12 protein-coding genes are annotated in these 11,851 nt (G+C 56.1%); 6 read left to right on the plus strand and 6 right to left on the minus strand.

Annotated elements, in window-relative coordinates; translation table 11 throughout:
* Nucleotides 1–13: 13 nt before the first annotated feature.
* Nucleotides 14–943: a homoserine kinase gene (gene thrB, locus ACP8MI_RS04295; RefSeq protein WP_018119992.1), complete on the plus strand. Its 930-nt coding sequence runs from the start codon at nt 14–16 to the stop codon at nt 941–943.
* Between the two features lie 76 nt (nt 944–1,019).
* Here thrB and ACP8MI_RS04300 read toward each other — a convergent pair whose 3' ends face one another.
* From ACP8MI_RS04300 to ACP8MI_RS04315, 4 genes are all read right to left on the minus strand, one after another.
* Entirely contained in the window at nt 1,020–2,987 is a 1,968-nt protein-coding gene (locus tag ACP8MI_RS04300; RefSeq protein WP_249606459.1) for an ATP-binding cassette domain-containing protein, read from the minus strand.
* A 40-nt stretch (nt 2,988–3,027) separates the two neighbouring features.
* Entirely contained in the window at nt 3,028–3,849 is an 822-nt protein-coding gene (modA, locus tag ACP8MI_RS04305; protein ID WP_249606460.1) for a molybdate ABC transporter substrate-binding protein, read from the minus strand.
* A 23-nt stretch (nt 3,850–3,872) separates the two neighbouring features.
* Nucleotides 3,873–4,745 (minus strand): formate dehydrogenase accessory sulfurtransferase FdhD, encoded by an 873-nt coding sequence (gene fdhD / locus ACP8MI_RS04310; RefSeq protein WP_018119995.1) that lies wholly within the window; start codon nt 4,743–4,745, stop codon nt 3,873–3,875.
* Between the two features lie 89 nt (nt 4,746–4,834).
* A complete protein-coding gene (locus ACP8MI_RS04315) occupies nt 4,835–5,095 on the minus strand; it encodes a MoaD/ThiS family protein (RefSeq protein ID WP_026167774.1) in 261 nt (86 codons plus the stop codon).
* Nucleotides 5,096–5,218: 123 nt separating this feature from the next.
* Here ACP8MI_RS04315 and ACP8MI_RS04320 point away from each other — a divergent pair, with 123 nt between their 5' ends.
* The 5 genes from ACP8MI_RS04320 (at nt 5,219) to ACP8MI_RS04340 (ending at nt 10,710) form a co-directional block, all read left to right on the plus strand.
* Entirely contained in the window at nt 5,219–6,562 is a 1,344-nt protein-coding gene (locus ACP8MI_RS04320) for a molybdopterin molybdotransferase MoeA (RefSeq protein WP_249606461.1), read from the plus strand.
* Between the two features lie 125 nt (nt 6,563–6,687).
* Nucleotides 6,688–8,229: an L-lactate MFS transporter gene (locus tag ACP8MI_RS04325; RefSeq protein WP_018119998.1), complete on the plus strand. Its 1,542-nt coding sequence runs from the start codon at nt 6,688–6,690 to the stop codon at nt 8,227–8,229.
* A 142-nt stretch (nt 8,230–8,371) separates the two neighbouring features.
* Nucleotides 8,372–8,959 carry a MogA/MoaB family molybdenum cofactor biosynthesis protein gene (locus ACP8MI_RS04330; RefSeq protein WP_018119999.1) on the plus strand — a complete coding sequence of 196 codons (588 nt, stop codon included), beginning with the start codon at nt 8,372–8,374 and terminating at the stop codon, nt 8,957–8,959.
* On the plus strand, nt 8,940–9,440 hold the full coding sequence (locus tag ACP8MI_RS04335) for a molybdenum cofactor biosynthesis protein MoaE (protein WP_126843882.1): 501 nt from the start codon (nt 8,940–8,942) through the stop codon (nt 9,438–9,440). The genes ACP8MI_RS04330 and ACP8MI_RS04335 overlap by 20 nt, the downstream gene beginning before the upstream one ends.
* A 55-nt stretch (nt 9,441–9,495) precedes the next feature.
* A complete protein-coding gene (locus ACP8MI_RS04340; RefSeq protein ID WP_018120001.1) occupies nt 9,496–10,710 on the plus strand; it encodes a ThiF family adenylyltransferase in 1,215 nt (404 codons plus the stop codon).
* On the opposite strand, the gene mobA is transcribed toward ACP8MI_RS04340, so the two are convergent.
* Nucleotides 10,707–11,339, minus strand: coding sequence for a molybdenum cofactor guanylyltransferase (gene mobA / locus ACP8MI_RS04345; protein ID WP_018120002.1), 633 nt, complete (start codon nt 11,337–11,339; stop codon nt 10,707–10,709). The genes ACP8MI_RS04340 and mobA overlap by 4 nt on opposite strands.
* Before the next feature lie 28 nt (nt 11,340–11,367).
* A complete protein-coding gene (moaC, locus tag ACP8MI_RS04350) occupies nt 11,368–11,847 on the minus strand; it encodes a cyclic pyranopterin monophosphate synthase MoaC (protein ID WP_018120003.1) in 480 nt (159 codons plus the stop codon).
* Nucleotides 11,848–11,851: the final 4 nt, after the last annotated feature.

The raw sequence follows: 11,851 nt of genomic DNA on the forward strand, positions 1-11,851 counted from the left end.
AGCAACGTAGTTCATGAGCACCGAACTAGAAATTGGCACGAAGGCGACGGTCAGAGTGCCCGCATCGTCGGCTAACCTAGGGCCGGGTTATGACACACTGGGCCTGGCATTGGGCATTTACGATGTCATCGAGGTTGAGGTCACTTCCTCTGGCTTAGAGATCGAAATTTATGGTGAGGGTGAAGACGATCTGCCGCGGGATGGTTCACACTTGGTGGTCAAGGCTCTGCGCTCCGGGCTGAACGCGGCTGATGCGACTGCACCGGGGCTGCGAGTTACCTGCACTAATGCCATTCCACAGTCGCGCGGACTGGGCTCCTCGGCGTCGTCAGCGGTTGCCGGCGTGGCTGCCGCGAATGCGTTGGCTGGGTATCCATTGTCGGATAACCAGGTGGTGCAGTTGTCTTCCGCGTTTGAAGGCCACCCGGATAATGCAGCGGCCTCGGTTCTCGGTGGTGCGACGGTGTCCTGGATGACGGTTCCGGTTGATGGTCGCTCAGCCCCGGAATACAAGGCTGTGAGCATTGGGGTGCACGAGACTATCCGAGCGACGGCCATCGTTCCCGATTTCCATGCCTCAACCCCTGCAGTTCGCCGGGTTCTGCCCAGCCACGTTACGCACGGTGACGCCGCGTTCAATGTGTCCCGCGTGGCTGTGATGACGGTAGCTATCCAGCATCACCCAGATTTGCTGTGGGAAGGCACCCGAGATCGTTTGCACCAACCGTACCGCGCTGACGTGCTGCCAGTGACAGCGGAATGGGTCAACCGTTTACGGAACCGTGGTTACGCTGCGTACCTCTCCGGCGCAGGCCCGACAATCATGGTGCTGCACACCGAAGATATTGCGGAAGGCTTGCTTGCCGACGCTCGCGAGCAGGGGTTGAAGGTCGTCGAGCTGGGTGTTGCCGGCCCAGTAGAAACGAGCGTTACCCACGCCTAGCGGTTGTTTGAGACGCTGAAGGTGCTAGCCGTATTCGGCTAGCACCTTATTTATTTCTTCCTATTTGCTTGTTTGGTTAGTTCTGTATCACGGTCTTGTCTTCGGCAGCCAATGCTGTTACGGAGATCTTCGCTGGGTCGATGCCCCAGGTAATTTTTTCGTCGAGTTCTAGCCCGAGTTCGTGGGCATCTTGTGGTGAGATGGTGATATCAACCTGCTCACCGTGTGTATCCACCGTGACGTCGCAGACCGTGGGGTGGGGAACGGAAATATCAGTAATCCTTCCGGTCCAAGAATTGTCCTGGGAACCCGCGGCGTCAGGTTCGTGTTGCGATAACCAAGCATTAGAAGGAAGCCACGTCGCTAGTACCTCAGTGCCATGCGCCGTTCCTGCTGAAGCACCGTCGCCCCCCAGGGCAAGGCCCTCGGTGGCTACTTTGAGTGAGAACTCACCACAGTTAATCCGCACGGGAGTGCGTCCAGAATCGTCTGTGTCCGGGCCAGACGTAATGCGTGCTGCCACAGCATTGAGCCCCAAGGTAGTTGCCAAAAATTTTGTACTTGGGGCAGCGGTGAGTTCCGAAGTTTTGTCGTATGCAACGATTTGTCCGGAGGCAATGGACATGACGTAATCGGATAATGAGGAAATATCGTGCCCGTTGTGCGTGACCAGCAGCGTGGTCCGTTGCTGCGAAGTCGTGCGGAAATATGCCTTCCATTGGGCGGCAATCGAGCTATCGAGGCCCGCGAACGGCTCATCGAGGATCAAGACCTCGGGGCTGGCGGCAATAGCCCGGACGATGGCAACCTGGCGTGATTGCCCTCCGGATAACGCTGGTACAGGCACAGCTTGCAGTTCACTAAGACCAGCAGCAGCTAATAATTCCTTTGCTCGGTCTGTATCCCGGGTCGCCATGGTGACCGCCTGCAACACGGTAGAAGCAGGAGGCAATGCGGGATTTTGGGTCAAAATAATGACTTTTGGCTGCTTGCGGTATTCGTTTCCGTTATCGTCCACGAATTCCACATCAGCTCCGCCGAGGCGGCCAGCGATTGCTTTCATGAGCGTGGTCTTACCAGCGCCATTGGAACCAACCACGGCAGTGGTCTGTCCTGCTTGAACGTCGCAACCGTTGACCTTGATTCCCACCGGCGTCGTGGTCGCGGCCGTGAGCGCACTAAGGCGTTGCCGATCCAGCCCAATATTTCGGCTTACTCGGTGCTTGTGACGCTTTTTTAATACTGTTGGCAACCCGGAAAGACACAGCACAACGATGGCGATGAAGATCAATAACGCTGCTTGTACATAGGCGATATCTGCATCGACTTCGCGGTTGAGATAGATCGCCAATGGGAGAGTACGAGTTTCGCCTGGCAACGAACCAGCAAAGGTAAGTGTGGCGCCGAATTCTCCTAGTGAACGTGCTAGTCCTAAGCCTGCACCCGTAACGATAGCGGGCAGAATCGTCGGCAAGATAACTCGCCAGATTACCCGAGGGTAGCTCATGCCGATGCTGAGCGCGGAATCAATGATTTCTTGGTTAATCTGGCGCAACGCAGAATCTGCCGAGACGATGATAAATGGCAAGGTAATAAATACATGCGAGGCCACGACGCCGCTAAAAGTAAAAGCGATATCGATACCGAGCGCATCCAAGATCCCGGAAGTATAGGAGCGCCGACCGATTGCAGCTGTGAGTGCTAGGCCTGCGACTACCGGCGGCATAGCTAGTGGTAAGACGACCAATAGCCGAATAAACCAACCGCTTTTGCTGTTGTGCAACAACCATAACGACAGCGGGATGCCTAGTTCCAGCGTAACGATTGTGGATAAAACAGCAGCGTAAAGAGATAATTTTAATGCTTCCAGTGTGGAAGCCTCCGCGGTGATTTCAACGAATCGGTCCCACGGTACGCGGAAAATGAGGGCCAAAAGTGGGCCCAGCACCGTCACCACGGCAATCGCCGCAAGCAATACCAGGGCAATTGGGTTTTTCGGTCGAACTGGGTGCGGGGTCCATTCGGCAGAATGAGTGTGTGCCATGGTGCGGTGCTTTCAGCCGTTATTTACTTGAGGCCGTTATTTACTTAGTGGCTGCTGGCAAGAATCCAGCGTCTTCCCATACCGAGCGCATTGCTTCACTGCGCAGCAACTCGAGAACAGCCTGTGCAGCCTCAGCATTGGCAGCGTTCTTCAACACGGCAGCTGGGTAATCATTCACGAAATCCTCAGCGTTCGGGATTTCAATGACCTCGACTTCGTCACCAGCAGCAACCGCGTCGGTCTTGTATACCCATGCCGCATCAGCCTGACCGGAGGTGACCTTGCCCAGGGTGTCGGTCACGGAGTGCTCCAGTGAGGATGGGTGCAGGTCTAGGTTGTTTTCTTCGGCCAGCTGCTCCGTCAAGTTGCCGCATGGGACCGAGGGATCACACAGAACCAGGGTGGTATCTTCAGTGAGATCCTCGACGCTGTTGATGTTTGCTGGGTTATCAGCTGGAACCACCATGACCAGCGTGTTCGCTGCGACCATGTCGGATTCTTCTACGTCGCCGTTTTCTTTGGCCTTATCCATCGACTTGGTGTCGGCGGTCAGCAAAACATCTGCCGGTGCTCCCTCGTTGATCTGGTTGACCAAGTCGGTGGAACCGGCATTGTTGATGGTCAAATTAACTGGTGGGTCCAGTTTCTTAGCTTCTTCTACCAGGTCATCACCAATCACACGGGTGGAAGCGGCGGCGAACAGGGTCACATCCTGAGCTGCAGCAGAATCACCAGTGGTATTTGCTGCGGAGCTGTCGGTGGAGCCACCGTCAGACTGGCAACCAGCCAGTGTGAGGGCGCTGGCTGCGAGCGCACCAGTGGCGATGCGACGAATGGTGGTTGCGAGGTTCCGAGGAAGCATGGAATCTCTCCTTTTAAGTGTTCCTAGTCAATACCTTCCAAGCTTCCATTATACAAATTAAAACGATTTTCACGGGTGAATCCGCTAAGAAAAAATCCCGTTTGACGTGCAAGTTCGACCGCTAGTGATGTGGCAGCCGACACGGCAACCAAGCCAGAGAATCCAGCCAACACGGCTTTTTGCACAAGCTCGAAGCTAGCGCGTGACGTCATGACCAAATACATGTGTTCCGCGGGTAATTGGTCGTCCATCACCATCGCACCGATGACTTTGTCCGCAGCATTGTGTCGGCCAACATCCTCTCGTATAACGACCAGATTTCCGTCGTGGGTTACCGCGCCAGCTGCATGGATACCGCCGGTCCGGCGGAAAGCATTTTGATTGTTGTGTAATAACCCCGGCAGAGACAAGATGAATTCTGGCGTAGGACGCACCGGGGAAATGGGATACGAGCTGCGCTTGGCGACGTCGTCGATAGAAGTGGTTCCGCAGATGCCACAGGCTGAGGTAGTTGCCACCGAGCGCACCGGTAGCGACGAGGACGTGATCGTCGCACGGAGCTCGACGTCGATGGTGTTATACGTGTTATAACCATCGGATCCAACTGCGCCACCGCAGTACCGCATGGTTGCGACGTCAGATGCGCGGCTGATGATACCTTCTGCATGCAAGAGCCCGTGCACTAATTCAAAATCATTGCCCGGGGTGCGCATGGTGGTCACAAAATCTCTGCCATCGATGCGGATCTGTAGAGGTTCTTCCACCGCGAGGGTGTCTACGCGTTCGGATGTTGAGACCTCATCGGTGTGAGGTGCAACTGTGGACTCGGCACGTGCTGCGGTGGTATCCCGGTATACCCGAGTAATAGGAGTGCGGGATGTGAGCCGTTGGGCCATGGTGAAAAACCTACTTCGTCGTGCGTGCCAGGTCAGTAATATGCGTGAGCTGTAGCCAGCAATAACCGGAATTCAAGCAGGCAGTTTTTCTAACCACCCGCGAATGGTGGTAATACGTCAACGCGTTGGACGCCTGCCAAAGAAGCCGAGGGAGTAGCGGAGGCACCGTCGAGAAGAAAACTACAACGCGGGAAGATATCTGCCAGTCCCATGCCAGAATCTGTGGTTCCACTGTGTTGTTGTGCGCGGGATTCCAGGAGTTCGCCCAAAGTTGTGAACTCAGTTTCCGTAATATCTTCGCGGGCAGTTCCCGCTGCAGCGCGGGCTGCGGAAAAATAGTGAATGCTCAGCATGATGCATACCATTCTGCCTGGTCGGATAGCGGAAATGCAATTTCTCAGGATAGGTGTCTATCGCGGCAAATTTTTCGGACTACCGCGGCCACAGCGAGACGAAAGTGCTTAAATGGAGCCATGAATAACCGCGGGCAGACAGCATCAGCAACGCCAGGAAACACAAAACCGACACCGGAAGAGCACTTGGCTGCGATCACCGAATTAATCGCACAATGTGGAAACTGGCCGTCTATCGAAGAAATTCCCGTCGTCGATGCCTTAGGCCGTGCCCTCGCCACGTCCGTACCAGCACCGTATGATTCGCCGCGGTTTTCCAACTCGCAAGTCGACGGATACGCACTTAGTCACGCCGCGCTTGAGCGGTTGCCCGGTGTTTTCTCTGTTGGTAATGATATCCCCGCCGGTACCGATCCGGCCGCGGTGTACCCACAAGGCATAGATCCGGAGAATACCGGTGAGATGATCGTGCCCATCATGACCGGCGCGAAAGTGCCCGAGGGCACTGCTGCGATCGTGCGCGTCGAAGACGCTTTACCACCGGAGTTTCCAGGCACGGTGGTGAGAGAACCTGCCGAGGCAACTGGCAATAGGGCTGCCACAACAACCGACAGCGGCGAACCCGCGTCCGCGCGCCGGGAAATTGTTGCAGCGCAGGCCGGTCAGTTCGTTCGCCAGCAGGGCATTGATAGCAGCGCTGGGGACATTATCGTTGAGGCTGGCGAAGTGTTGACGCCCACGGCGATCGCCGCTCTAGCGTTTCAGGGAGTGCCGACTGTGCAAGTGCGCGCACGCGCGCGGGTTCTGATCGCGACCGGTGGGGCAGAAGTCGCAGAGATCGGCGAGCTGGATACTGAAGCTGGATCTGCAATCATTCCGGATGCAAATTTCCCCATGTTGGCAGCACAAGCGCGGCGCTACGGTCTGGAACCGGTTGGCCGGGTGCACATTGATGACGACGTCGACAAGCTTGCCACCAGCTTGCAGCAGGCAATCGAGGAATATCATCCTGACCTCGTTGTTACCTCCGGCGGGATTAGTAAAGGTAAATACGAGGTCGTGCGCCAGCTGCTTGCCGACGGCAGCGACGCTTGGTTTGGTGCGGTTTCGCAACAACCTGGTGGGCCGCAAGGCTATGGATCATTCGCTGGAGTGCCGTGCGTGTGTTTGCCGGGCAATCCGGTTTCTTCGCTCGTGAGTTTTCGGTTGTTTGTCGCTCCTGCCGTGGGGGTGGCTCCGGACCCAATCGAGGTCATTGCCACGGAACCGTTGACCGGGTTGGCTGATAAGGATCAGTTCTTGCGTGCCCGGCTTGAGTATTCCGGCGGGCACGTTCGGGCGCGTATTGTGTCCGGCCCTGGTTCGCATTTGTTGCAGCAGGCGGTGGCCGCCGATGCACTGGTGCGGGTTCCCGCGGGTGCCACGATTAATGCGCGCCAGCGGGTGTGGGCGTACCCGTTTTAGCTGATTTTAAAGGCCCCGGTTGTTGCAAGGGTGGCCTGTTTTCTGAGACCTGAATCGCCATGATCTATTATGTTTAACACACTAGATATAGTGAGATAACACACAAAAATTATGGGGAGACGATCATGGCAACGGCCACCTCATTCTTTTCGCGGACTAGGATCATTGCGCCAAAAGAATTTAATCGCTGGTTAATCCCACCAGCTGCCCTGGCAATTCACCTATCTATCGGCCAGGTTTATGCCTTTTCGGTATTTAAAGCCCCGCTGATGGAATTTTTCGCAGTCCGCGAAGTGGCCGTGGGCTGGATCTTCTCCCTTGCGATCGGCATGCTGGGGCTTTCTTCTGCCGTTGCCGGAAATTGGGTAGAAAAGGTTGGCCCGAGAACGTCCATGGCTACCGCAGGGCTGTTCTGGGTCGTTGGCTTTTTCGTCGCCACGTTTGGCCTGGCCATTGGGCAATTATGGCTGGTTTACGTGGGCTATGGCGTCATTGGCGGTATTGGCCTGGGCATCGGGTATATCTCTCCAGTTTCCACGTTGATGAAGTGGTTTCCCGATAAGCCCGGCCTTGCTACCGGAATGGCGATCATGGGCTTCGGTGGTGGCGCTCTCATTGCGAGCCCAGCGTCGAATACCTTGATGGAATTCTTTGGCGGTGGCACAGAAACCGCCGATCTTGCCGATGGTCTTTACGGGACTTTCCTGACCTTGGCCATCTTGTATCTCGTGGTTATTGCACTAGGTTCCTACGCGATTCGCTTGCCGCACCCAGATTGGACACCAGCGGGATTCAAACCGGAAGACAACTCCGGGAAGAAGCTGAAAACCACGGGCAACGTCTCTGCGAATACCGCCATCCGTACCCCGCAGTTCTGGCTGCTGTGGGTAGTGCTGTTTGTCAACGTCACTGCGGGTATCGGAATTCTGGAAAATGCTGCACCGATGGCACAGGATTATTTCCCGGAAATCACCGCGGGCGCTGCCGCAGGATATGTGGGTTTGCTATCCCTGGCCAATATGGGTGGCCGTTTTGTGTGGTCCACGGTCTCGGACTGGATCGGTAGGAAGAACACTTATTTCCTGTACCTCGGACTAGGTTTGCTGTTGTACCTGGTGGTTGCTACTTTCTCCTCGGCCTCGCTGGCGATCTTCGTTCTCAGCACGTTGGTGATTATTTCGTTCTATGGTGGTGGGTTTTCCACGGTTCCGGCCTACCTCAAAGATCTCTTCGGGGTATATAACGTTGGTGCCATCCACGGTCGGTTGCTCACGGCCTGGGCAGCTGCTGGCATCGCTGGCCCGCTTATCGTAAACACTCTGGTGGAATCGCGTGCCGACGCCGGATTGGACGGTGCTAACCTGTACCGCGCCAGCCTGTTGTTGATGTGTGGTCTTCTGGCGGTTGGTGTGATTGCTAACTTCCTGATCCGGCCGGTCGATGAGAAGCATCACGTTGACGTGAACGTCGTCAAGGAAAAAGAAGCTGCCGATCGTAAAGCAGTCGATGATGCAGAGCGTGCCGCGAAACAAAGCGGGCAGGCAAAAGGCAATTCGAGCGTCGTGCACAATGCGGTCTCATTGATCTTGGGAGTTTTCATCGGTGTCAGTCTGGCTTTCGGACTTTGGGACACGATGGTGCGCGCGGCAGGGCTGTTTACCGGATAGCGCGATCACTAACACAAAGCGTCTAAGCGTGTGAGATTTGCACAAAATATCGCGGTATGCGGGTTGTCGAATAAGATTAGGGGAGAAAATCCATATAGATTCTGCGGTGGATGAGCGAAGACACCGCAGCAGAAAGGCCAGCATGGTGCATACCGATTCTGCAGGCACCCAGGATTCTGGGCATCCCCAACCCTCCCATGACCACCAACACACCCAGGGCAGTGATCAGCCGCAACGCACAGGGCTGGTGTTGGTGTCCTCGACTCGCGCAGCCGCCGGGGTCTATACCGACGAGTCTGGTCCTATCGCAGTACAATTTTTGCGTGACAAAGGCTTTCATACCCCAGATGCGCGTGTAATCGCGGATAAAGATATCTCCCGAGTGATCGAAGAGATTTTCGCTAGCCCTGATAGGCCCGATGTTGTTTTAACCTCTGGTGGAACGGGCATCAGCCCCGATGATCGGGTGATTGAGTCGATTCAGCCGCGCTTGGATAAAGAGATTCCTGGCATCGCGCATGCTTTCTGGTCAGAAGGGCTGGCTAAAACACCGACCGCTGTTATTTCCCGCGCGCTTGCTGGCACGGTGGGAGAGACGTTCGTGATGGCTATGCCCGGTTCACCTGGAGGAGTACGTGACGGGGTGAAGGTCCTGGACGGTATATTGCTCCATGCACTCAATTTGCTGAAAGGACGGCAAGTCTCCAATCATGGCAAACACCATTCCTAATTCGCCCGGTTCCCATATGGCTGATGAAAACCCGGTGGTCACAAGTGAGGCTAACGAGCGCATCGTTGGAACCGTACTTACCGGCGAGCCATTAGAGCCGCTACGCGAAGAAGCTAGTCGGCTCGTTCCGGATGCCACAGCTGGTGCTGTTGTCACTTTCGACGGCATCATCCGCAATCACGATAATGGGCACTCGGTTGCTGAACTGGTGTATTCCGCGCATCCTTCCGCGGCGGAAGAATTATCGCGCGTTGTGGCGGGTATTGCCGCCGAGTTTCCGGATGTACGTCTGTGGGCCGCGCACCGCACAGGCAAGCTCGGGATTGGGGAACTGGCTTTCGCCGTTGTGGTGGCAAGTGCACATCGCAAGGAAGCATTTGCCGCATGCGCTGAATTGGCTGATCGTGTCAAGGCCACCGTGCCGATTTGGAAAGAACAATTTCTTGCCGACGGCTCCGCCCAATGGGTCGGCCTGGATTAAACACAACACACCAAGTTTATATCTAGCCGAGCTGAACTGGAGGGGATGAGGGCATATGGAGTTTGATCCACGATGGGTTGCGCGCTATCAACGGCAACTCAGCTTGCGCGGTTTTGGACGGCAAGCGCAGGAAAAACTAGCTGGTTCTCACGTCGTGGTGGTCGGCGCTGGTGGGCTTGGTTCTCCGGTACTGCTGTATTTAGCCGCTGCCGGGGTCGGTGCGCTGACCATCATCGATGGTGATGAAGTCTCGCTGTCTAATCTGCACCGGCAGATCATTCATACCACCGGTGCGATCGGCACCCCGAAGGCGGTCTCGGCGCGCGAGACCATCAAAGCACTTAACCCGGACATAGCGGTTGCCGTGATCAACGCTGATCTGGATCGGGAACATGCCCGGGATATTTTCGCGGGTGCTGATCTGGTCATTGACGGCACCGATAATTTGGGGGCGCGTTATCTCATTTCGTGGGCGGCGTTGCGCAGTGGAATTCCACATATTTGGGCCTCGATTCTGGGCTTTGATGCACAAATTTCGGTCTTCGGCTTGGGAGATGGCCCGATTTACGAAGACGTTTTTCCCACACCACCACCAGCTGGATCGGTTCCTTCGTGCGCACAAGCCGGGGTACTGGGGCCGGTGGTTGGAACGGTGGGCTCAGCCATGGCTCTCGAGGCGATTAAAGTGCTCACCGGTATTGGAACTCCGCTATCGGGGCGATTGGGCTATTTCGATGCGCTCTCTGGTGAATGGGAATATATCCCAGTACAAGCCAACGCTCGGACCCGAGAGACCGTGCTGTCTTCTGGTCCTATCAACGCGGATACCACGGAAGAACCAGGGGATCGTGTTACTACCACGGCCCACAACATTGACGAAAGCTGCAGCGTCGATGGAGTTTGGAGCGTCGATGATATTCCCGAAGATGCCGTGGTTATCGACGTCCGGGAACCAGAGGAATATGCAGAATTCGCGATTCCCGGGGCGCTGAATATTCCGCTGTCAACTTTTAACCGTGCTCAAGCGCAGGCTAGTACAGAGGAGAAGACTGTAGCGGGGGACACCGAGGTTGCCGGTGAGGAAGCCATCGCGCGCGTCATCACCACTGTGCGTGCGCATAACCCACAGCATCCGGTGGTCATTTATTGTGCGGCAGGCAAGCGTTCAACCCAGGCCATCGCTCACCTGCACAAGGCGGGCGTTACGGGCCTGGGAAATTTGCGCGGTGGCATCGACGCCTGGCTCGCACGTCAGACGGATGAAGGCTAAGGCAGCTCGACTGCACCGCGAGCCTGCAACTCCGCAAGGCTGTCGTAATCGACCTCGAGCCCAGCACCGTCGACGGCCACCCAATCCGAGTGGCGTACCAAAGCGCGTGCGGGCTTGTTGTGCGTGTCGCCGATCTCGGCGAGGCTGGCACGCAAGCTGTCTGACAGCCACACCGAGCACAGTGGATTCGCGATTCCAGCATCGTCTTTAATGATCGCTGCATCTCGCTCCGCATTGCGTTCTAGCGCCGAAGCGAGGTCGGGCAGCAACTGCCATGAGTCTGGCGCATCGACGCTAAAGATCGCCACGCGCTTCGCAGAATCCGGGATAACGGACAAGCTCGCGGCAATTCCGGCTAAAGGACCACCGTACGCCGGTTTTTCTGCGGTGTGGGTAATTCCAGCTGCCAGGTGCTTGGTGGAAACAATCACGATAGATTTTTTCCCAATACCCAGTGATTGCACACCGGCGAGTTGATGATCAATTAACCGCGTGCCATTGAGCCGAATCGTGGATTTATCAATCCCACCCATACGTTCCGACCGGCCACCGGCCAAAATGACGACTGTGAGGTCGTCGAAATTGGGGGAATCGTCGGCAAGAATTTTCTGCTCAGCTGCTTTGCTCATAGCTTTCCCGGGTAGTGTTTTGGGTGTTTTAGTGGGGCTCGGGGCGGGACCAGTCGCCAGAACGACCGCCGGATTTCTTGATGATCGCACAATTGGTGATATATGCGCTGCGGTCCACGCCCTTGACCATGTCAATGACGTTGAGCGCAGCAACGTTGACGGCGGTCAGTGCTTCCATTTCCACGCCGGTGCGATCCGCAGTGCGTACGGTGGCTTCGATCCGGAGGTGATCATCGTGCACATCGAGGGAGACTTCGCAGCCATGGACCCCGATCGTGTGCGCTAGTGGCAGCAATTCGGGTACTTTCTTCGCAGCAGAAATACCACCGATGCGGGCGACGGCGAAGACATCGCCTTTGGGCACGGTCCCGTCGCGCAGCGCCTGCAGGATTTCCGTAGAACACACGACAGAAGCCACTGCGGTTGCAGAGCGCACGGTGGGTTTTTTCTCTGTCACATCGACCATATATGCATTTCCGGAGCTATCCAGATGTGGGGGTTGTTTCATGTGC

This window comes from Corynebacterium sp. LaCa_70 (assembly GCF_058182015.1).

Coding starts and splice junctions, on each gene's coding strand:
- thrB (WP_018119992.1), top strand. CDS start 14: ATGAGCACCGAACTAGAAATTGGCACGAAGGCGACGGTCAGAGTGCCC.
- ACP8MI_RS04300 (WP_249606459.1), bottom strand. CDS start 2,987: ATGGCACACACTCATTCTGCCGAATGGACCCCGCACCCAGTTCGACCG.
- modA (WP_249606460.1), bottom strand. CDS start 3,849: ATGCTTCCTCGGAACCTCGCAACCACCATTCGTCGCATCGCCACTGGT.
- fdhD (WP_018119995.1), bottom strand. CDS start 4,745: ATGGCCCAACGGCTCACATCCCGCACTCCTATTACTCGGGTATACCGG.
- ACP8MI_RS04320 (WP_249606461.1), top strand. CDS start 5,219: ATGAATAACCGCGGGCAGACAGCATCAGCAACGCCAGGAAACACAAAA.
- ACP8MI_RS04325 (WP_018119998.1), top strand. CDS start 6,688: ATGGCAACGGCCACCTCATTCTTTTCGCGGACTAGGATCATTGCGCCA.
- ACP8MI_RS04330 (WP_018119999.1), top strand. CDS start 8,372: ATGGTGCATACCGATTCTGCAGGCACCCAGGATTCTGGGCATCCCCAA.
- ACP8MI_RS04335 (WP_126843882.1), top strand. CDS start 8,940: ATGGCAAACACCATTCCTAATTCGCCCGGTTCCCATATGGCTGATGAA.
- ACP8MI_RS04340 (WP_018120001.1), top strand. CDS start 9,496: ATGGAGTTTGATCCACGATGGGTTGCGCGCTATCAACGGCAACTCAGC.
- mobA (WP_018120002.1), bottom strand. CDS start 11,339: ATGAGCAAAGCAGCTGAGCAGAAAATTCTTGCCGACGATTCCCCCAAT.
- moaC (WP_018120003.1), bottom strand. CDS start 11,847: ATGAAACAACCCCCACATCTGGATAGCTCCGGAAATGCATATATGGTC.